Below are 20039 nucleotides of genomic sequence, written 5' to 3' on the forward strand. Positions count from 1 at the left end.
TAATCTGCTTTAGAGAAATTTATTGGAATAGCCTCTGTTTTATGGTTTGATAAAGTGAACAAAATCAATCAGATTACTAAAATAATCTCACAAAAGGTAACTTTAAAATCCATGCTTCTGGTGCCTTTTCTTTCCCTTCTGAAAAAGAAATTTACGCACAGATATTCCTTCACGGCCAGTAATATAGCCCCTGCGCTGATACCGTTTTTTCTGAGCGGATGTGGTTTTAATGTTGCTCCCTCCTTTCCGATTGTCGGGGCTTATTTCCCGTCATGGATGCTCTGCGCCCTGATCGGGGTTTGCTCTGCCCTTTGTCTTCGTATCCTTTTTCTTCTCATTGGCATTGATGCCTGGCTCAGCTTTCGTTTGTTTACTTACGTATCGCTTGGCACCATCATCGCCCTTGTCTTCTGGCTGGTTGTTTTTGGCCCATGAATACTGAATCTCCCTCGCAGAGCCCGCTAAAAAAATATACGGGTGTCTTTGTTGCTCTCATCTCCATTGCTGCAGCAACCGCTGTCACCCTGTATGTTGCCAGTCGCGATGATAACTATCCAACCAGTGACAGCGCTGCAATTGCTGCTGAAGTCGTGCATGTGGCCGCGGTTGTGGGCGGGCGCATGACAGAACTGCATGTGGTCATCAACCAGCATGTCAATAAGGGTGACCTGCTCTATGTCATTGACCCTGAGCCCTATCAGCTGGCTGTACGTCAGGCTGAAGCCAGTGTTGCCCTTTCAAAAGCCAGCCTCGCTGACCAGCAGCGTATGCTGGCTGTCAGACAGGCGCAGGCTGCCATAGCCCATGACCAGCTGAACAGAGCCGAGAAAAATAACGCACTGGCTGACCGCACGACCGCGCGCCTTGAACCTCTGGCGAAACGTGCCTTCATCCCCTGGCAGCAATATGACCAGGCCCGTGTGACACAAAATGACACCAATATTTCTGTCATTCAGGCCCGCAAGCAGTCAGAAGCATCAGACGTTGCTATTGGCAACCTTGATACCCCGACAGCTGCTGTTGCTGTCAACGAAGCGGCACTGGCGCAGGCCCGCTATCAGCTCCGTCAGACACGTATTTACGCACCTGAAAGCGGCTATATTACCAGCCTGACCGTTAAGGCCGGCGAGGTGCTGGCACCCTCCCAAGTATTATTTACGCTGATCGTTGATGACCAGTGGTATGCCATCGCCAACATACGCGAGCTTTACCTGCGGGCTATCAAACCGGGAGACTGTGCAACCGTTTATTCTATGATCGACCGTAGCGTACCTCTTGAAGGGCGGGTCGCAAGTATTGGCTGGGGCGTCATGTCAGGAGATGGCATCGATCTCAGCCGGTCTTTACCTTACATACCGCGCCAGATGGACTGGGTCCATGTTGCGCAGCGTTTCCCCGTTCGTATTAAGCTTGTGAACCCACCCTCTCTACTTATTCGTATGGGGGCAACTGCCTCGGTCGAGATTCGCCATGGCTCCTCCTGTCATTAAAATTTTTTCCCCGCCACTTACAGCCAGAAGCGTGTGGCAACTGATATGTGACCCCGCACCTGGCAGACTGGGTTATGCACTGCGTATGGCAGCAGGGTGTACGGCATCCACCCTGGCTGGCGAGATATGGCAGGTACCAGACCTGGGGGTGACAGCTCTTGTCACCATGGCCATATGGCAAAAAGACCGGGTAACAAACATCATTGTTGCCATACTGGTTAATATTCTGGTCGGGCTGCTGCTTTGCCTGATTTTTGTAATGGTCACATTTACCCTTGATGGCCCGGTCGTTTTTGTTTCGTGTATTTCTGTTCTGTCTTTTTGTTTTTTCTTTCTGTCCTCGGCAAGCAAGCTCAAACCAGTAGCCTACCTTCTCGGGCTGATTACAGTATTCGGGCTGGTTGTTCTTGAGAACATCCCTATTGGTGAACTGATTACGCGTGCGCTGCTCTATACGTATTTATTTACCCTGGTTCCGGGAGCTGTTCTGATCATCCTGGGCATGCTGATCTGCCCCTCACCGCACCATTTTTTAACACTGGAAATTGCCGCACGTATACGCCTGAGCATTAAGCTGCTTAGCGAACACCCGGATAAAAATACCCTGGCACATGCAACCTCTCTGCTGCGCAAGGGTGCGGCTCCCATGCTTAAAATGGCAAAACTGTCAGGGCTGGAGCGCATGTGGGACAAGCATGAGCTGGCCTGCCTGTCACAGGCTGCACGCTGTTCTGTTACAATTCTTGCTATTGCCAGAGCAGAATCCTGCCGCGCAGAGCGACCTGCCCTGCCGGCAGAGCTGATTAAAACAATGACTCAGATGGCAGAAATTCTTGAAAAAGAAAAATGCCCTTCATGCCGTGATGTCTCAGTTACAGACAACGAGTATGCGGCCTATCAGTCTCTGTCTGAGCTACTGTCGGTTTTTACACAGCCTGACACCACACCTGCGGCCAGCAAACCTAAAGCCAAAAAAGAAAAAACCGGTTTCTTTAGCGCTGATGCTTTTACCAATCCTGAACATGTCCGGTTTTCTCTCAAAGGTACGGCTGCAGTTATGTGCAGTTATGTGCTCTTTCGGTCGGTGACCTGGCCAGGCATTCATACCTGCATTATCACCTGCTTCATTGTTGCGCAGCCAACAATGGGGGCCATGATCTCCAAACTTACACTGCGTATTATTGGTGCCACAATAGGCGGGGCGATAGGTATTTTATCAATTATTTATCTTTTACCACATATGAACGGAATAACGGCATTCCTTATCATGGTATTTGTGGTCTCTCTGCTTGCAGCATGGATCAAAAGCGGTGATGAGCGCATTGCCTATGCCGGCTTTCAGATAGCACTGGCCTTTGACCTGAGTGACCTCAGCTCATTTGGGCCGACAAGCAACATGACAACCGCCCGTGACCGTGTAATTGGTGTTCTTATTGGTAATTTTCTGACTTATGCCATGTACACCAGTTTCTGGCCCACAAGTGCCTATAAAAGCATTGCAGGGCAGCTTGATAAGGTTACCGGTATCCTTAAAAAACTTCAGGCCGCACCAGACCTGAAAACACAGACAGATTGCCTCATGACTTTACAGCCAGCTATTGCCGAAGGCGAAATCTCCGTAGAATTTGCTGAAGCTGAACCAGCCAATATACGGGCAGGAATGACAAATCTGCATGCTTTTAAGGCGGCCTTTCATGATGCAGACCTGATGTCTACGGAAATTATAGAAGGACACAACCCGCCAGGCATCTCACACCGTATCGAGACTATGGAAAGCCTGACACCATGAAATCCCGCTGCTCTCTGCGTGTTCTGACCGCCATGGCTCTGACACTGACAGGCTGTGCCACATCTGAACTCTCAACCGCACCAGCACGCTATAACAGTCCCTGGTCGCCCAGTGTTGCCTCCGACGGTGCTGTTGTGGCAGCAGGCAGACAGCATAAAAAAGGGCTTACACTCCCTGCTGGTTATGTTCTGCCCTCTGACTTTAAAGCGCTCGCTGCCGGCACTTCATCCGTTCTGCCACCGCGAACCGGCAAACCTTACTCGCTGCCCGACCTGATTGATGTGGCACAGTCCGCCAATCCTGATACCAAAAAATCGTGGGAAGCCGCTCGTAACGCAGCTCTTGCTGTGGGCATTATCAAAAGCACATATCTGCCTTACCTCTCTGCAGCTGTTGTCGGCGGCTGGTCACGGAGCAGAAGTGACAAAACTAACGCGTCACTTACCGGAGATGGCTATGAACTCAATGCTGACGGCACACCAGGCCGGCAAAGCCATGGCGCAGGAGAAGTACAAACACTGAGCATGAAGTGGCTTTTATTTGACTTTGGCCGCCGTGAAGCTCTCGTACGTTCAGCCCGTGAGTTACAGCTTGCTTCTAACGTGATTTTCACCGCGGCGCACCAGAAGGTCATGTATGGCGTTACAATTGCCTTTTATACACATGCGGCAGCCGCTTCACGCATTAAACTGCTCCGCATAGCACTCGAAAATGCCCGCCATATACAACAGGCCGCTGAAGCCCGGCTAAGACATGGTCAGGGCACTATTGTTGACGTCACACAGGCACAGCAGGCTACAGCTCAGGTTGAGCTGCGCCTGGTACAGGCTGAAGGTGAAAGTGAAAACACCTATGTCAGCCTGCTGACAGCCGCTGGCGTTTCAGCTGACTCTCATATTACATTTGAAGATGTCTCAGGCCGCCCACTTTCACTCGATGATGTGCGCATGAGCGATAATATGGTGAAAGCTGCAGTCGCACGCCGCCCTGATGTTCTGGCCGCCTATGCAGCAGCCCGTGCAGCCCGCCACCAGGTAACCGCAGCGCGCGATGCTTTTCTGCCAAGTATTTTTACAACAGGTAATATATCATATTCTACCGGGCATATGGCGCTGAGCTCTGTCCCTGGTGCTGGTAATGATGCGACACTCAACCTGTCAGGCAGCCGGTTCAGCTCACTGATACTGGGGGGGGTCAGCATCCCCATTTTTGATGGTGGTCTTAAAGCTGCTCTGCTTAAACGTGCGCATAACCAGGAAGAAAGTGCTAATGCCACCCTGAAACAGACCGTTAATGAGTCGATCAAGCAAATTGTCACGGCAGAAAACGCTCTGCACACAAGTCTGAGTGCTTACAATGCCGCGGGCAGGCTGTACACCGCCTCACAAACAAGCTTTGATGCATCATTTACGGCCTATACGCATGGGGCAGGCTCTGTCACACAGGCCGAAATGGCCCGGAATGGTCTGCTCGATTCAACCATCAGCCGTTCAGATGCTTATTATGCAGCACTGATTGCCGCAGCAAGCCTTGCCTTCAGCACAGGTTCTCTTGGGTAAAATTACCTACAAACTGTCATTTAACGCGTTACCTGCATGAGGGCAGACTGACACTTTCACTCTGTCTCCCTCAGAGGACAAAAGAAAGCTGATCTGATGACAAAACCACATGCTCTGCTGACCTGCCTGGTCACACTGTCAGTCACCTCTTATGCGTTTTTGAGCCAGCCCCACGCAGCCTCGGCCCGCGAGGCGTCGCCTCCTGCACATACCCTCACTATTCAGCAGGCTGTTGACCGGGCCTATACCCGCTATAAAGCGGTATCAGACGGTGCAAATGCCTCATATATCCCCTATCTGGCCAAAGCAGACACAAAATTATATGGCATTGCGGTGGTCACCACTAACGGTAAAATCTTTAAAGCCGGTGATGCCGATTATCTCTTCCCGGTTGAATCAATCGCTAAGGTCTTCACTCTGGCTCATGTGCTCAAAGCACAGGGGACAGACGTTATTCAAAAAAAGATCGGGGTCAATGCGACCGGCCTGCCTTTTAACTCTGCTCTGGCTGTTGAACTCAATAACGACAAACTCACAGGCAGCCCTCCGCCCGGCAACCCGCTGGTAAACGCCGGCGCCATTGCCACAGCCAGCCTTGTTGAAGGTCATTCACCCGAAGCGAAATGGGAGAGTGTACTCAGTACAGCCTCTGCCTTTGCCGGACGTCAGCTGGCGTTAAACAAAGACGTATACACCTCTGAAATGGCTGATAATCAGCACAATCTGGCAATAGCCATTCTGCTGCAAAGCTATAACTACCTCTATGCTGACCCGACTGAGACAATCGACCTGTATACGCGCGAATGCTCCTATAATGTCTCAGCACAGGACCTGGCCGTTATGGGAGCCACACTGGCCAGCGGTGGCACCAACCCTGTGACTCATAAAAAAGTTACTGATGCCACAACCAGCGCGCGTGTTCTGGCAGTTATGGCGACGGCCGGCCTTTATAATACCTCGGGCGAGTGGCTTTATAATGTTGGCCTGCCAGCAAAAAGTGGTGTCGGCGGCGGTATTGTAGCGGTTGTGCCGGGCAAAATGGCTATCGCAGTTTATTCTTCAGCTCTTGATACAGCGGGTAACAGCGTACGTGGCCAGCTGGCTATTCAGTCTGTTGCACATGATCTGAAGGTGAGTATATTCCAGATAAACACAAATTAATCTTTCACCAGAAACGCATTGGTTCTCTTATGCAGGAAACGCTCTTAGCCCTTTCTCTCATCGCCATTACGGGGCTCACCGGAGTGACTGCACGCATGCTCAGACTGCGTGTACCAATGCCTTTGATCCAGATTACTGTAGGTGCCGGCGCCAGCCTTGCCGGGCTCAATGTCGGCCTCGACAGTGAACTGTTTTTACTTTTGTTCATTTCGCCACTTTTGTTTGCCGACGCCTACTGCATTCCCATGCGTGAGTTTGGTGAACTGCGAAACACCATTTTTGCTATGGCCATCGGTCTGGTGATTGTCAGCACAGCAGGTGGCGGCATGATTCTGCACTGGCTGATGCCTGCCATACCCCTGGCAGCAGCATTTGCGCTGGCGGGTGCGCTCTCTCCAACTGATGCTATTTCCGTCTCAGGTATTCTGCGCGGCGGGAGCGTACCTCCCCGCCTGTTAAATCTGTTGCAGGGAGAAGCCCTTCTTAACGATGCCTCTGGTCTGGTGTGTTTTAAGTTTGCCGTTGCAGCAACAACAACCGGGCTGTTCTCACTCAAAACAGCTTCTGCCAATTTTGTATGGGTTGCTGCAGGCGGTATTGTCACTGGCATTGTCATTGGTTTCCTGCTGAGCCGGCTTGAAGCGTTTCTCCTCAGGGCCGGCCTGAACGACCCCTCAAGCTACACACTGCAAACTCTGATGGCACCATTCGCCATCTATCTCATTGCTGAACACATCGAAACATCGGGTATTCTGGCCGTTGTTAGTGCCGGCATGACCATGCGTATGAGCGGGATTATGAACAAAACCCGTATTGAAACCAGGCTACAGACAACAGCGGTCTGGGAGATTGCAGGTTTCACGCTCAATGGCATTGTTTTTTTACTGCTTGGCCTCCAGCTGCCCTCACTTATCGTGCATGCTCAGCAGGTCAGGCTCGATGGTGGATTTTCCCCGTGGGAAATTCCTCTTGCCATCATAGCGCTACAGGTCACCATGAGCCTGATCCGGTTTATATGGGTTGTCCTGTCTGATGGCTGTCAGCACCTTGTCGCACATCTGCGGCAACGCATTTACGCTGTGCTTTCATGGCCCGAAAAACTGGTGCTGGCACTGTCAGGCACGCGGGGAACGATCACTCTGGCCGCAGTGCTTTCTCTGCCGGGAGACACGGAATTTCCTGAACGGGCGTTGATTATCACCATTGCCGCAGGCGTTATTGTTACCTCACTCCTGCTCGCCAGTTTCTCCCTGCCTTATATGCTCAAAATCCTTCCCGCCCAGGGAGAATCCGGCAATGCCGCTCAACAGGAAATAGACGATACCCGCGCGACGCTGGTAACGACAGCAATTACACTCCTGCAACGTGAAGCAACCCGAAACAACGATAGTGCTAATAAAATCACGCCGGATATGCAGCTGGCTCACGATACAGCCGTTCCTCTGCTTTTACATGAATATCAGGAGCAGCTGCAGTCACTCGACAGCCAGCAGTCTAACCCTGACAAAGAACATGAATTCTCACTGCGCAACCGTCGTGCAGAACTGGCATTACGCCTGATGATTATTCGTGCGCAGCGCGATACGCTTCACCGGCTGCTTCGCAAAGGAAAAATCAATAACTCGACAGAAAGTATTTTTGTTCGTGAAATGGATATCCACGAACAGGAGCTGCATAACGAGGCAAAGGCGCTGCCTCACGCAAGCACACCTTAACCAGGGCTTTACTCAGCCCTGGCCATAAAAACAGTCTCAGACAACACTCAGTTTTACGTCAACATTGCCGCGTGTTGCGTTAGAATACGGGCAGACATGGTGGGCTTTTTCAACCAGTGCCTCAGCTGCCTTACGCTCAACACCAGGTAATGACACAGCCAGAGCAACTGTAATGCCAAAGCCGCCTTCGTCGCGCGGACCGATACCCACCTGAGATGTTACTGACGCATCTGCCGGTACTTTATCACCGTCTTTAGCGGCAACAGCCTTCATCGCACCCAGGAAACAGGCAGCATAACCTGCAGCAAACAGCTGCTCAGGATTATTCCCTGCCCCACCGGCCCCACCGAGTTCTTTCGGTGTTGATAAATCAACCTTAAATGCACCATCTGTCGTTTCAGCATGACCTTCGCGGCCACCTGTTGCCCGTGCCTCTGTACTATAAAGAACTTTGACTGACATAGCTTTTCTCTTTTCAAACAGAATTGAGTGCATAGCGCCTGCACATAGAGGTATCTGAGTTTAAAAACACAGATAGTACCGCTGACAGCAGGATACAGGCCTGAGGGCTGACAAAACAAGCCGCCTCATTGTCAAGATCGTGCGACCTGCCCTGGTGTGGCATGACAGGCCATTTTTACATTATATTATCCGTCCTTCACCTGAATGCAGGGCATAGATTTTGCCTGTAAAACCTGGCAGAGCCCCCTGGCCTGATGGCCATTATTTGCAATCAGCTGTGCACGGTAAAAAGACTTCCCGGCGACTGAGACAGGCATAACCGAAGGGGTAGCCACCACTGAACGGGATGCCAGAACTCTCGCACCTTTTTCAGCACTCCGCTTTGCATCAGCATAAGAGGCGAAAGCCCCTATCTGCACCCTGTGGCCCTGCACACCGGCAGTCAGCACAGTATGTGCTGGTAGTGTGGTGACACCAGAGCGCATGGCGGGCGGTAACGTCAGCATATGTGGCGCGGGTGACCTGTGCGCACTCGCACCATAAGACACCTCTGCAACCTGCATGGCAGCCGGTGCAACCGGCCGGTAGATAACGGCACGGACAGGCTGCTTTGCTGCGGCTGTTATTGCCGGAGCGTCAAGGTTTATCTGCGACACAGAGGCCACCATTGCCGGGGCAGCAGGTGCTGCCGGCGCGGTGTCTTCTTCATCAGGCGCGGGGTTCGGGTGTGGGGTATCACGCTCAACCAGGCATGGTGCGGCAGGGTCATAAGCGGCATTAGCATCACGCAGGCAGCCGTCAGCCGTGCGTGTTAACACTGCATTAGTATAGTAAACCTCCGGCGGGCCACTGATGGCATCGGCCTGTGTTGTCGGCCCGGCAACCGAAGCCCAAGGGCCGCGCAAAACAACATCACTCCCCAGATTGGGAGTGATAGAAGCTACATAATTCACTGTTTCATCAGGCAGCGGGTCACCATTATTCAGGTAAGCTGTCACTCTGTCAGGCCCGGCATTATAGGCAGCAAGAAAGCCCGGAGCACCAAATTTGTCATACATCAGGCGGATATAGGCCGTGCCAGCCTGAATGTTGTCATGCGGGTCATAAGGGTCACTGCCCAAACCGTACTGGTCCCGCATATCAGAATATGTGCCCGGCATAAGCTGCATCAGCCCCATTGCCCCGGCATCTGATGTTGTCAGCCCGCCATTGAGATACTGCTGCCCACCTGATTCCTGATGCATGACGGCACGGATCCACTTCTCAGGTAATGAGAAACGCTGCGCCGCCTCCTGTATATAAGGCCCCCACGGGTCACTCGCCGGGCCGGGTGTACTATATGATTTGGTTGCACGTGGCGGATTAATTTCAAACCCTCTCGCTGCCCAGGCCTGTGAAACAGAGCGATAAAGGCGATATGAAGCTGCATCAGCGCTGTCAGAGCCTGTAGCCCACAGCCCGGCACTTACAATCAGAGCAAGCCGGAGCATCAATCTGCACCCGAAAACACTGCCAGACTCTGAAAAATAAGCGCGATATTTCATATGTATATGCCTTACACTCCGACATAACCCGATATGATATTCAGACTATTTTACGGCATAAGTAAGACCGGGTACCTATAAAAATTATGCCATATTCATTTATTTATATAAAATACACACCAAAAAGAAAAATATTATTTATTATTTTACAATAAATAATGATTTATACTTTTACCAGATAAACAGCCCTGCCCCTCAGATGTCCTGTGCCCCCCCCCCCTGAGGCATAAGGCTGGGTATGTGGTTTTTGGCGGGGCACGCCGGTGTTTAAATCATATCCAGAGGCATTTTCCTGACCGGCGGAGGAAAAGCGGCATCCAGCTCAGCAAGGTCATCCTGGGTCAGATTAATCTCCTGCGCTGCGATATTAGCTTTCAGATGCGCAAGAGAAGACGCTTTAGGAATAGCGAGAATGTTACGCTGCCTCAGCACCCAGGCCAGGGCAATCTGTGCCGGGGTTGCCGGCCCTGCTGATGTGGTATGCCGTGCAGCAATTTTTTGCAAAGCCGGGTGCTGCAGCAGAGCCATCCCCTGCCCCAGGGGAGAGTATGCCATTGTCACAATATTACGAAAACGGCCGGCATCGAGCAGGTCATACTCCACACCACGATGCTCCAGATTATATAAAATCTGGTTAACGGCGCACTCACCCGGGCGGATGTAACGCTCAAGCTCCATCAGGTCATCAACGTCAAAGTTTGAAACACCCCAGCGCTTAATAAGCCCCTTTTCTCTGAGCCGGCGAAAGGCTTCAACCGTCTCGCGCAGGGGCACCGTACCACGCCAGTGCAGCAGATACAGGTCAACACAGCGCAGGCCAAGGCGGCGAAGAGAGGTTGTGCAGGCTGCCTCCATACGTTCGAAAGACGCATTTTCAGGCAGGACTTTGGTAACAACAAAACGGTCAGCTTTGTTGTAGTGCAGCACCTCACCCACAAGACTTTCAGAGCGGCCGTGGCCATACATCTCGGCGGTATCAACCACACTCAGACCAGCTTTAAGACCATAACCCAGACTTTCGCGCTCGCGGTCCATCTGCTCACCCTGAATACCCCCCATATTCCATGTGCCCATACCAAGGGCGGGAAGTACAGTGCCGTCAGAAAGTGTGACTGTCCGGGTCATGACGCTCTCTCTTTTGCTCTTCAGGAATGTATCCTGTCACGATAACGCCGGAAATGCTGCTGTATAGGGTACTTTTCAGGTTTTTTCAGGGAGGCTCTTTGACTAACACATAATAATCGCTGAACTCCGGCCCGCAATAACAGACCGGAAGACAATAACTCTGCTCATTTTTTTAAATATTTGAAAATACGGCCATCAATAGAGGCAAGACCAAGACCAATAACAGCCATACCCAGTAACGAGCGTGCGGTAATAACCTCCCCCAGTATTCCCCAGCCCAGTAAAAGAGCTGTGACCGGCACAAGAAATGTCACAAGCAAGACGTTTGTTGCACCTGCAACTGCCAGAATATGGAAAAACAGAATATAACCAATAACAGTGCTGAAAAATGAAATGCCGATCAAAGCACCCCATACATCCAGGCCCGGCATGGGCAGCTGCCACGGATGATCAAATAACAAAACAAGCGGCAGCAAAACGAGGGCCGCACTCGTAATCTGCCCGGTTGCAATTTTAAGGGGCGGTATCGCACTGAAGCGTTTACCAAACACACCGCCAATAGCATAACTTACAGCCGCACCAAGGCTTGCCAGCTCACCCACCAGGCTGTGACCACCCGGCGCGCTAAAGAGGTCACCGCCGACAAGGATCATCACCCCGGCAAAACCAGCCGCAATACCAGCAATTTTAGGCAGAGATAATTTTTCTGTCTCTGTATAAAAATGAGCCACAATAATTGTAAAAACCGGTGTTGTCGCATTCAGAATACTGGCCAGGCCGCTTGAAAGCCTTTGCTCGCCACACACTATCAGCGCAAAAGGCACCGCATTATTAAAAATACCCAGAATAATAAAATCGCGCCACATAGCCCACGAATGCGGCAGCATGTCACGCTTTATCATCAGCCAGATATTAAGAATAAGTGCGGCTATAAACACACGCCCGAAAACAATCAGAAAGACAGGCAGATGAGCCGCAACCATAATCTTGAAAAAGAAGAAGGAAGCACCCCACAAAAAGGCCAGAACAGCGAGCATGATCCATTCACGCCCTCCCATGGCAGGCGCGGCAGAAACGCCATTTTCAGGCTGCATACAACACTCCGGACATCAGCTCACTCCCTGAGGGGAACATAAGCCGACGTTCCCCTTTCTTTTCACTGCTCGCCTGCCTACCAGAAGAGCGCGGGCTTTTCATGCGATTTATTTCAGCACAATACCCTGTTTCATCAGGCCCACACGTGGCATGAGAAGACTCACAGGTCTTTATCAGACAGGGCAGCAAAAGATTTATGACGAAAGTTGGCTTTTATCACCTGACACGCACCAGCGCAGCAGAGGCCCTGCCTCAGCTTTTATCGCGCACGCTTGCCAGTCATAATAAAGCGGCCGTGTGGTGCAGCAGTAAGCCTTTTCTCGAAATGCTCGATAAAGCTTTGTGGGCTGTCTTTACCCCCACATGGCTGCCCCATGGCAAAGCCGGCATTTTAAGGCCCGACCTGCAACCGATATGGCTGACGACCGAAGACGATGTACCCAATGCCGCAAAATTTCTATTTTTGCTTGAAAACCGCACCTGTACAGAAACCACGCCCTTTGAGCGCATTTTCGATCTGTTTGACGGTCATGATGAAGATGCGGTTGCTGCAGCCCGCATACGCTGGAAAACGCTGAAAGACGCAGGACACGAACTCGCCTACTGGCAGCAGCAGGATAAAGGCTGGAAGCAAATGCGCTGAGCCAGAAGGCTCAGCACATAATATGAACTGACGAGATGTATCAGTTCTTTTCGTAATATTTGTGAACCAGAGTGTTCAGCAGGCTCACACCAAAACCGGTTGCGCCCTTAGCCTGGCCAAACTTGCCCTTATCGAGCCATGATGTGCCAGCGATATCGAGATGTGCCCAGGGGGTTTTCTCAACAAAACGGCCAAGGAACTGCGCTGCCGTAATCGCGCCACCTGCACGTCCGCCGATGTTTTTCATATCCGCGATGTCAGATTTAATCAGCGCATCATACTCTTTATGCAAAGGCATACGCCAGACTTTATCACCTGACTTCAGCCCCGCATCAGTCAGCTCAGCAGCCAGCTCATCATTGTTTGAGAACAGGCCGGCATATTCTGTGCCCAGGCCCACCACAATGGCACCGGTCAGTGTTGCAAGGTCGATCATGAAAGCTGGTTTCACATGCTCTTCAGCATACCAGAGCAGATCAGCCAGAACCAGGCGGCCTTCGGCATCAGTGTTCAGCACTTCAATCGTTTTACCTGAAGCACTGCGCACAATGTCACCAGGGCGCTGGGCATTGCCTGACACCATGTTTTCAACCAGGCCAACAACACCAACGGCATTAACCGCAGCTTTACGCTCTGCCAGAGCCGCCATCAGACCAACAACGGTCGCAGCCCCTGCCATATCTCCCTTCATCTCATCCATGCCGGCGGCAGGTTTGATAGAGATACCACCTGAGTCAAAGGTTACACCCTTACCAATGAAGGAGAGAGGGGCATCGCCTTTTTTACCGCCGTTCCAGCGGATAATAACGGTGCGGGGAGCATTTGCACTGCCCTGCGCCACGCCCAGAAGCGCACCAAAGCCAAGGCGCTCCATAGCCGGCACATCGAGCACTTCAACCTCAAGCCCAAGGTGACGAAGACCCTGAATGCGTGCGGTGAACTCCTCGGGTGTCAGTACATTAGCTGGTTCTGTCACAAGGTCACGTGTCAGTGCTACACCATGAGCAACAGCCGCGCGGGCAGCCCATTTTTTCTGCACCTTCTCTGCATCAGCTGTAATAACTGTCACGCTGCTGAGCGCGTGAGCCTTACGGCTTTCAACCGGGTTAAGGTAAACAGAGAAATGATAGGCACCATAGGTTGCCCCTAAAGCAACGTCAGCAGCATGAGGCAGCTCACCGGTGGCAATGGTAATTTTCTCGGTTTTTCTGAGAGCTGATGCTGCCAGGCTGCCTGCCTGCTCAGCTTTAAGAGCATCAAAAGCTTCAGCTTTACCCACACCGGCCAGTACAACACGGTCAAACTTACCGCCAGGCGCCAGCACGGTAACAATCTTACCTTCTTTGCCGGTAAATTCTTCTGCCTCTGCTGCCCGGGTGAGAACGCCACCGGTCATGTCATCAACGGTTTTAAACAGCGGAGAGGTCGTCTGCCCTTCTGCCACCAGCAGAACAAGCGAACCACCAGGCGCGATTGCCTCGGAAGAAAATGAAATATTCAACATAAAATTAAGGTCCTCATAACGCATAACGGTAGCCCCAACATGGAGATGATCGGCACGACTGACAAGGTACCTGTAAAAACTGTTATCGCCCGCAAACAGCCCCTGATGCAAAAAAGACGACCCGTTTACCTGACAGCGAAACAGACTGTGCAAAGGATGCAATATTGTTTGCAGAATGCCCGCACCCGCTTCAGCCAGACAGAAACCATGAAAGCTGCGGCCCCGCTCTGACTGAGGCTCATACAACGCAGGCTGCCTGATAATCAGATATTCCTGCCGAATTGAGGGCATGACGGTTCGGTTAATTTGCCGTATAACCGCTGGCATGAACACGCACACTGACGCACACCTCCTGGCTCTGGCTGCACAGCTTGCTGAAGAAGCCGCCGACATTATCCGCACAATCCGTGCCCGCGGCTTCGAAATTCAGACAAAGGCTGACACCTCTGTCGTGACCGAAGCAGACCATGCCGCCGAGCGCCATATCCTCAGGGGGTTGCGTGCGGCGTATCCTGATATCCCGGTTATTGCAGAGGAAGAGGTGGCTTCAGGCCTGCATGGTGAGGTCTCCCCCGTATACTGGCTGGTGGACCCGCTGGACGGCACACGTGAATTTGCTGCCGGGCGTGACGACTTTACCGTCAATATTGGTCTGGTACGTGACGGGCGGGCCCACCTGGGCGCAATGGCCCTGCCTGCCTATGACCAGCTTTATACAGGTGGCGTCGGCCTGCCTGCACAGCGTAAAGACAAAACCGGCACACACGCCATACACACACGCCTGCCCCCGGCTGAGGGGCTGCATGTCATGGCATCGCGCCATTATGCTGATGACCCGCGCCTGGCAGACTATCTGGGCGGGCGCAAAGTCGCCTCTGTGCGCAACCTGGGGTCAGCTGTGAAATTTGCCCGCGTTGCTGAGGGCGTAACAGACCTTTACCCCCGCCTTGGCCCGACAATGGAGTGGGACACCGCAGCCCCTCAGGCTATTGTTGAAGCGGCAGGCGGACATGTTACACTGGCCGACGGCAGCCCTCTGCTCTATGGTAAACGCGGCTGGAAGAACCCTGAGTTTTTTTGCACCGGCACAACTGTCTCTTCATAATTTATTTCAGACATTTCAGACACAGCACTTTAAATAAAGCATGACAAAACGTCTTACAGCTAACCAGGCCGGCCTCGAAACTGCTGCGCACATTCTGCGTCAGGGCGGGCTTGTCGCCTTTGGCACGGAAACCGTGTACGGCCTGGGCGGAGATGCCACACAACCTGAAGCTGTATCGCGTATCTTTCAGGCCAAAAACCGCCCCAGGTTTAACCCGCTCATCAGCCATTTTCCCTCCGCCGAAGCTGCTTTTTCTCAGGTTATCGCCAGCCCGCTGGCTCATCTCCTTGCTGAAACGTTCTGGCCTGGCCCATTAACGCTCATTTTGCCACGGGCACCGGGCAGCACCATCTCTGATCTGGCGGCTGATGGCCTCAGCACCCTGGCGGTGCGTGTGCCGCGTGGCGAGCATGTGCTTTCACTCCTGGCGCTTACCGGCCGGCCGGTTGCGGCCCCCTCTGCCAACCGCTCAGGGCGGATCAGCCCCTCAGCAGCTGAACATGTCTTTGACGAGCTTGATGGCAGAATTGATGCGGTTCTTGATACCGGCCCCTGTGCCGTCGGTCTTGAAAGCACCGTACTTGACCTGACTGCCCCTGGCAGCCCTGTACTTTTACGCCATGGTGGCATTCCGGCTGAAGCACTCGAAAAAATCTGTGGCCCCTTCGCCTTTCCTCAGAGTGAAGCTGACGCAGCCCCCCTTTCCCCCGGGCGCATGCTCTCGCACTACGCACCGGCTCTGCCAGTGCGGCTGAACGCAACCAGTGTTGAAAAACATGAAGCCCTGCTGGCTTTTGGCCCGGCTCCTCTCACCGGAGCGGGGGCGGTATGGAACCTGAGTGAAACAGGCAACCTTGAAGAAGCTGCTGCCCGCCTCTTTCAGGGCCTGCGCTATCTTGACACACTGGGCGCGCAGCACGGCTTTACTGCTCTTGCTGTGCAGCCTGTTCCGGCCAGCGGCATCGGCCTTGCCATACAGGACCGCCTGCGCCGCGCAGCAGCCCCCCGCCCCGGACAACCCCAGGCATGACAGCGTTTGACCCCAAGGAGCTTAAAACGCTCTCTGACATTCTCGCGCTGATTCTTGATGAGGAACAGGGGCAGTCAGCCTCTGCCCTTGATGCCATTAAAGCGCGGGCAAGACGTAATAAAATTACGGGCGGAGCACTTAAAAACCTGTTTCAGACTATCACTGACGATCCTTCATGGCGTAGCAGTTTTAAAAATACGAAAGCACAAACCCAGGATAAGTCAGAAGAGTATCTTGCCCGCCTGGGGCAGATGCGCACCACGCTCAATGAAACCAGCGAAGAGCTGACAGCCACACGCAATTATACGCACAAGCTGCACGCGCAGCTGCAATATGCCATAAGCCTGCGAAAAGAAACTGAGATGGAGCTGGCGGAGCTGATTACCAGAAGGCACTACCCCAGCAGGGTGATGATCTTTGCTCTTTTTAGTGCTGGTCTTATCGTCGGAGCCGCCACAGCCGAGATCCTTCACGTCCTCCTTCATACAGCAACGCATGTTGTCACAGATAATGCCCGCTATCTCTACTGACTGATTGCCGCAACGCCTCTTTTGCGCATTATGACCCGGCTTTTTTATATTTCTCTGGATTCACTGCTCTTCGACAAGGTTAAACTATGTCTGACTCATCTCTGCCTCCCTCTCTGCATACCGCCCTGAAAGATCTGCTCGGCCCGGCAGGTTTGCTGACCGGAACAGATGATACAGCATCATACTGCACAGACTGGCGGATGCTCTATCAGGGCCGGTGTGCTGCTGTTTTGCGCCCCGCCTCGACCGAAGAGTGTGCAAAAGCTGTTGCTCTGTGTGCAGAGCATGGTGTGCCTATGGTGCCTCAGGGCGGTAATACCAGCATGGTCGGTGGCGCCACCCCTGACGACAGTGGCAGAGCCGTTATTATATCAACCACACGTATGAACCGCATTCGCCACATTGACCACGGCGACCTGACAATGACAGTTGAAGCCGGTGTCACTCTTAAAGCCGCTCAGGAGGCCGCAGCCCGCGAGGGGCTGATGCTGCCACTCTCTATATCCTCTGAAGGGTCAGCTGATATTGGTGGTGTTATCGCCACAAATGCAGGTGGCAACAACACGGTGCGCTATGGCAATGCCCGTGAGCTGACGCTGGGCCTCGAAGTTGTTTTACCCGACGGCAACACACTCAACCTGATGCGCAGACTGCGCAAAGATAATACCGGTTACCCGCTGCGTCAGCTTTTTGTCGGAGCAGAAGGCACCCTGGGGCTGATTACCACCGCTATTATACAGCTGCAGCCCAGCCCCCGCTCGCGTGAGACGGCGCTGTGTGCCGTGCAGAGCCCTGAACAGGCCCTGGCGCTTTTTGCTGCTTTTCGTAAACATGACCCGTCAGCCGTTCTGGCTTTTGAGTATATGTCAGGCACCAGCATGAACCTGGTAACAACACTGATCGATAACTGCACGCTGCCTCTGTCTGAACCTGCACCGGCTTATGCCCTGGTTGAACTGGCCAGCACACGTAGTGATGACAGCCTGCGCACCCTGATGGAGAGTGTGCTTGAACAGGCTTTTGAAGAAGAGCTGATTTCAGATGCTGTGCTTGCTGAAAGTGAAACCCAGCGTCAGTCACTTTGGATGATTCGCGAAGAACATGCTGAAGCACAAAAACGCGCAGGGGCTTCGGTTAAAAACGATGTTTCTGTCCCGCTTTCCGCTATTCCTGCTTTTATCACCGAAGCCACGCAGCGCTGTGAAGCCCTGATCCCTGGTATTCGTGTTGCACCCTTTGGCCATATTGGTGATGGCAACATTCACTTTAACCTGGTGCAGCCTGAAGGCGGAGACTCGCAGGCTTTTCTGAGCCAGGACCACGCGATTATGGACACAGTGGCTGAAATTGTACGCAAATATGACGGCTCATTCTCAGCAGAGCACGGCGTTGGCCAGCTTAAAACCTACATGATGCCGTCATGGCGTGGCGGGGCTGAACTCGCGACCATGGAAAAAATTAAAGCCGCTCTGGACCCGCACAACCTGATGAACCCTGGCAAAATTTTTCCGGCTGCCTGAGGCGAAATATAAATAAAAACAAACATTCCCCGGCCTGTTCTCCCTGACCTGAGGGAGAATAACGCCGGCAAACTGCCCTGCTACGGGCAGTCTCCCTCACCCCTGATGGGGTCATGGCAGCATTGTTGCGTTTAACGCAAAGGTCATTTACCTCTGATGTGCGTAGCAAAACACTCTGTTGTGACTATGTTTGTTGACGAAATAAACAGACATTCAACAACATTGAAGGTTAGTATGAGCGCATCAGTGAAATCCGACAAGGAAGCAGCCATGGCGCTAGCCGAATCAATTATTGGAACGTGGGAACTCGTTTCATACCAGGTTGAACTGCAGTCAACCGGTGAGTTTATTGACGCTATGGGAGATCATCCCCGCGGGCGTGTTATTTTCACCAATGATGGCTGGGTTGCCTTCAACCTTGAAGGCACCGGGCGCACCCCTGCTCAGACAGACCAGGACCGCGCTAAACTTATGAACACACTGGTGGCTTACATCGGCCGTTACCGGATTGAAGGTAATCAGTGGGTTACAAAAGTGCAGACAGCATGGGCACCTGAGTGGGTGGGCAGCGAACAGCGCCGCACCGTGACACTGCTTGGTGACACTATTCAGGTTGTAACTCCCTGGCGTAAAATGCCAAACTGGGCAAAGGATCAGATGTCACGCAGTATCATTAAATTCCAGCGCGCCAAATAACGTTCGTAGCACGCGCTATGACTTCATCTGACGACATCACACTCTCAGTTGTTAAAGGGGCCGGGCTTCAGTCTGCCCTGGCAGAAATCAGGCCGTTTCTTGCGGCCCGTGATCTGCAGACGGATGAAAATATTGATACTTTTGTTCTGGCACACACTACCGCAGACCACCGGCTTGCGGGCTGTGCGGGCCTGGACCAGAACGTGATAAAATGTGTCTGCACCAGCGAAGAGTTCCGCGATGCAGGCCTGAGTCTGAAGCTTGCAACCGAAGTCATCAAATGTGGCCTTACGGCAGGATATGATGACCTGTTTCTTTATACCAAATATAGTAACATCCGCCTGTTCCGTGGATGGGGATTTTCAACGCTTGTAGAAATCCCGGGTGCTGTAGCCTTTCTGCATTATGACCAGGCTGCTTTCGAACACTATATCGAAGCACTCCGCGCCTTCAGAAAAGAAGGAGCGCTGACCGGCAGCATTGTGCTTAATGCTAACCCGTTTACCAACGGGCACCGTTATCTGGTCGAACAGGCCAGTAAAGACTGTGACATAGTGCATATTTTTCTGGTGAAGGAAGATGTTTCTCTCTTCTCATACCAGGATCGTCTGACACTGGTGCGCAAGGGTGTTGCTGACCTTAAAAACGTGATTGTTCACGAAGGGTCAGACTACATCATCTCTCACGCCACTTTTCCGGGCTATTTTCTTAAAGACCGCGCCGCAGTGAACGAACAGGCCTCTGCGGTCGATGCTCTTATGTTCCGTCGTTATATCGCCCCTGCTCTTAATGTCAGTGTGCGCTATGTCGGTACAGAGCCGCTCGATAAAACAACAGCTATGTACAATGTTGTCCTCAGAAAATTTCTGAGCACATACCCCTGCGACAGTAAGCCGGTTGAACTGAAAGAACTGGAAAGAAAGACATGTGGTACTGCTGTTATCTCAGCATCGCGCGTCAGAGAGCTTATCAAAGCCGGTAACTTTGAAGCAATCAAAGAACTGGTTCCTCCATCTACATTTGAATTTATCAGACGTACACACACTCAATCCTAAACGGAGAAGGAGATAT

The 20039-nt window shown here is 52.4% G+C and carries 18 protein-coding genes; 13 read left to right on the forward strand and 5 right to left on the reverse strand.

The window, feature by feature from the left end; all coding sequences use genetic code 11:
• Positions 1-111: 111 nt before the first annotated feature.
• The 6 genes from GOB58_RS04880 (at position 112) to GOB58_RS04905 (ending at position 7714) form a co-directional block, all read left to right on the forward strand.
• Positions 112-435 carry a YtcA family lipoprotein gene (locus tag GOB58_RS04880; protein ID WP_086553431.1) on the forward strand — a complete coding sequence of 108 codons (324 nt, stop codon included), beginning with the start codon at positions 112-114 and terminating at the stop codon, positions 433-435.
• On the forward strand, positions 432-1490 hold the full coding sequence (mdtN, locus tag GOB58_RS04885; RefSeq protein ID WP_086553432.1) for a multidrug transporter subunit MdtN: 1059 nt from the start codon (positions 432-434) through the stop codon (positions 1488-1490). Before GOB58_RS04880 ends, mdtN begins: the two co-directional genes overlap by 4 nt.
• Entirely contained in the window at positions 1471-3279 is a 1809-nt protein-coding gene (locus GOB58_RS04890) for an FUSC family protein (protein ID WP_233133241.1), read from the forward strand. The genes mdtN and GOB58_RS04890 overlap by 20 nt, the downstream gene beginning before the upstream one ends.
• Positions 3276-4838, forward strand: coding sequence for a TolC family protein (locus tag GOB58_RS04895; protein WP_086553433.1), 1563 nt, complete (start codon positions 3276-3278; stop codon positions 4836-4838). The genes GOB58_RS04890 and GOB58_RS04895 overlap by 4 nt, the downstream gene beginning before the upstream one ends.
• Before the next feature lie 96 nt (positions 4839-4934).
• Complete coding sequence (gene glsA, locus GOB58_RS04900) at positions 4935-5999, forward strand: glutaminase A (protein WP_173559494.1); 1065 nt, start codon at positions 4935-4937, stop codon at positions 5997-5999.
• A 29-nt stretch (positions 6000-6028) separates the two neighbouring features.
• Positions 6029-7714, forward strand: a complete 1686-nt coding sequence (locus tag GOB58_RS04905) for a Na+/H+ antiporter (protein ID WP_265792420.1) — start codon at positions 6029-6031, stop codon at positions 7712-7714.
• A gap of 36 nt (positions 7715-7750) precedes the next feature.
• On the opposite strand, the gene GOB58_RS04910 is transcribed toward GOB58_RS04905, so the two are convergent.
• From GOB58_RS04910 to GOB58_RS04925, 4 genes are all read right to left on the reverse strand, one after another.
• Positions 7751-8176 (reverse strand): organic hydroperoxide resistance protein, encoded by a 426-nt coding sequence (locus GOB58_RS04910; protein ID WP_086553486.1) that lies wholly within the window; start codon positions 8174-8176, stop codon positions 7751-7753.
• A gap of 185 nt (positions 8177-8361) precedes the next feature.
• On the reverse strand, positions 8362-9666 hold the full coding sequence (locus GOB58_RS04915) for a lytic transglycosylase domain-containing protein (protein ID WP_173559496.1): 1305 nt from the start codon (positions 9664-9666) through the stop codon (positions 8362-8364).
• 321 nt (positions 9667-9987) lie between these two features.
• The gene (locus GOB58_RS04920; RefSeq protein ID WP_086553436.1) at positions 9988-10845 is read right to left on the reverse strand and encodes an aldo/keto reductase; all 858 of its coding nucleotides are present in this window, start codon (positions 10843-10845) and stop codon (positions 9988-9990) included.
• Between the two features lie 164 nt (positions 10846-11009).
• Positions 11010-11939, reverse strand: coding sequence for a DMT family transporter (locus GOB58_RS04925; RefSeq protein ID WP_242005219.1), 930 nt, complete (start codon positions 11937-11939; stop codon positions 11010-11012).
• Positions 11940-12136: 197 nt separating this feature from the next.
• On the opposite strand from GOB58_RS04925, the gene GOB58_RS04930 reads away from it, so the two are divergent.
• The gene (locus GOB58_RS04930; RefSeq protein ID WP_086635137.1) at positions 12137-12583 is read left to right on the forward strand and encodes a DNA polymerase III subunit chi; all 447 of its coding nucleotides are present in this window, start codon (positions 12137-12139) and stop codon (positions 12581-12583) included.
• A gap of 40 nt (positions 12584-12623) precedes the next feature.
• Here GOB58_RS04930 and GOB58_RS04935 read toward each other — a convergent pair whose 3' ends face one another.
• Complete coding sequence (locus tag GOB58_RS04935) at positions 12624-14087, reverse strand: leucyl aminopeptidase (RefSeq protein WP_086553438.1); 1464 nt, start codon at positions 14085-14087, stop codon at positions 12624-12626.
• 325 nt (positions 14088-14412) lie between these two features.
• On the opposite strand from GOB58_RS04935, the gene GOB58_RS04940 reads away from it, so the two are divergent.
• The 6 genes from GOB58_RS04940 (at position 14413) to citC (ending at position 20023) form a co-directional block, all read left to right on the forward strand.
• Entirely contained in the window at positions 14413-15192 is a 780-nt protein-coding gene (locus GOB58_RS04940; RefSeq protein WP_086635168.1) for a 3'(2'),5'-bisphosphate nucleotidase CysQ family protein, read from the forward strand.
• A gap of 40 nt (positions 15193-15232) precedes the next feature.
• Positions 15233-16222 (forward strand): L-threonylcarbamoyladenylate synthase, encoded by a 990-nt coding sequence (locus GOB58_RS04945; RefSeq protein ID WP_173559497.1) that lies wholly within the window; start codon positions 15233-15235, stop codon positions 16220-16222.
• On the forward strand, positions 16219-16752 hold the full coding sequence (locus GOB58_RS04950) for a hypothetical protein (RefSeq protein WP_173559281.1): 534 nt from the start codon (positions 16219-16221) through the stop codon (positions 16750-16752). Before GOB58_RS04945 ends, GOB58_RS04950 begins: the two co-directional genes overlap by 4 nt.
• Before the next feature lie 86 nt (positions 16753-16838).
• Positions 16839-18272 carry an FAD-binding oxidoreductase gene (locus tag GOB58_RS04955; protein ID WP_173559498.1) on the forward strand — a complete coding sequence of 478 codons (1434 nt, stop codon included), beginning with the start codon at positions 16839-16841 and terminating at the stop codon, positions 18270-18272.
• Between the two features lie 270 nt (positions 18273-18542).
• Positions 18543-18968 (forward strand): lipocalin-like domain-containing protein, encoded by a 426-nt coding sequence (locus tag GOB58_RS04960; protein ID WP_233127598.1) that lies wholly within the window; start codon positions 18543-18545, stop codon positions 18966-18968.
• 17 nt (positions 18969-18985) lie between these two features.
• A complete protein-coding gene (citC, locus tag GOB58_RS04965; RefSeq protein WP_086553443.1) occupies positions 18986-20023 on the forward strand; it encodes a [citrate (pro-3S)-lyase] ligase in 1038 nt (345 codons plus the stop codon).
• The last annotated feature ends 16 nt before the right edge of the window (positions 20024-20039 follow it).

It is taken from the genome of Acetobacter thailandicus (assembly GCF_011516655.1).
GTDB classification, from domain to species: domain Bacteria; phylum Pseudomonadota; class Alphaproteobacteria; order Acetobacterales; family Acetobacteraceae; genus Acetobacter; species Acetobacter thailandicus.

Bases quoted from the DNA above. Each gene is read 5' to 3' on its own strand.
- GOB58_RS04880 (WP_086553431.1), top strand. From the start codon at position 112: ATGCTTCTGGTGCCTTTTCTTTCCCTTCTGAAAAAGAAATTTACGCAC.
- mdtN (WP_086553432.1), top strand. From the start codon at position 432: ATGAATACTGAATCTCCCTCGCAGAGCCCGCTAAAAAAATATACGGGT.
- GOB58_RS04890 (WP_233133241.1), top strand. From the start codon at position 1,471: ATGGCTCCTCCTGTCATTAAAATTTTTTCCCCGCCACTTACAGCCAGA.
- GOB58_RS04895 (WP_086553433.1), top strand. From the start codon at position 3,276: ATGAAATCCCGCTGCTCTCTGCGTGTTCTGACCGCCATGGCTCTGACA.
- glsA (WP_173559494.1), top strand. From the start codon at position 4,935: ATGACAAAACCACATGCTCTGCTGACCTGCCTGGTCACACTGTCAGTC.
- GOB58_RS04905 (WP_265792420.1), top strand. From the start codon at position 6,029: ATGCAGGAAACGCTCTTAGCCCTTTCTCTCATCGCCATTACGGGGCTC.
- GOB58_RS04910 (WP_086553486.1), bottom strand. From the start codon at position 8,176: ATGTCAGTCAAAGTTCTTTATAGTACAGAGGCACGGGCAACAGGTGGC.
- GOB58_RS04915 (WP_173559496.1), bottom strand. From the start codon at position 9,666: ATGCTCCGGCTTGCTCTGATTGTAAGTGCCGGGCTGTGGGCTACAGGC.
- GOB58_RS04920 (WP_086553436.1), bottom strand. From the start codon at position 10,845: ATGACCCGGACAGTCACACTTTCTGACGGCACTGTACTTCCCGCCCTT.
- GOB58_RS04925 (WP_242005219.1), bottom strand. From the start codon at position 11,939: ATGCAGCCTGAAAATGGCGTTTCTGCCGCGCCTGCCATGGGAGGGCGT.
- GOB58_RS04930 (WP_086635137.1), top strand. From the start codon at position 12,137: ATGACGAAAGTTGGCTTTTATCACCTGACACGCACCAGCGCAGCAGAG.
- GOB58_RS04935 (WP_086553438.1), bottom strand. From the start codon at position 14,087: ATGTTGAATATTTCATTTTCTTCCGAGGCAATCGCGCCTGGTGGTTCG.
- GOB58_RS04940 (WP_086635168.1), top strand. From the start codon at position 14,413: ATGAACACGCACACTGACGCACACCTCCTGGCTCTGGCTGCACAGCTT.
- GOB58_RS04945 (WP_173559497.1), top strand. From the start codon at position 15,233: ATGACAAAACGTCTTACAGCTAACCAGGCCGGCCTCGAAACTGCTGCG.
- GOB58_RS04950 (WP_173559281.1), top strand. From the start codon at position 16,219: ATGACAGCGTTTGACCCCAAGGAGCTTAAAACGCTCTCTGACATTCTC.
- GOB58_RS04955 (WP_173559498.1), top strand. From the start codon at position 16,839: ATGTCTGACTCATCTCTGCCTCCCTCTCTGCATACCGCCCTGAAAGAT.
- GOB58_RS04960 (WP_233127598.1), top strand. From the start codon at position 18,543: ATGGCGCTAGCCGAATCAATTATTGGAACGTGGGAACTCGTTTCATAC.
- citC (WP_086553443.1), top strand. From the start codon at position 18,986: ATGACTTCATCTGACGACATCACACTCTCAGTTGTTAAAGGGGCCGGG.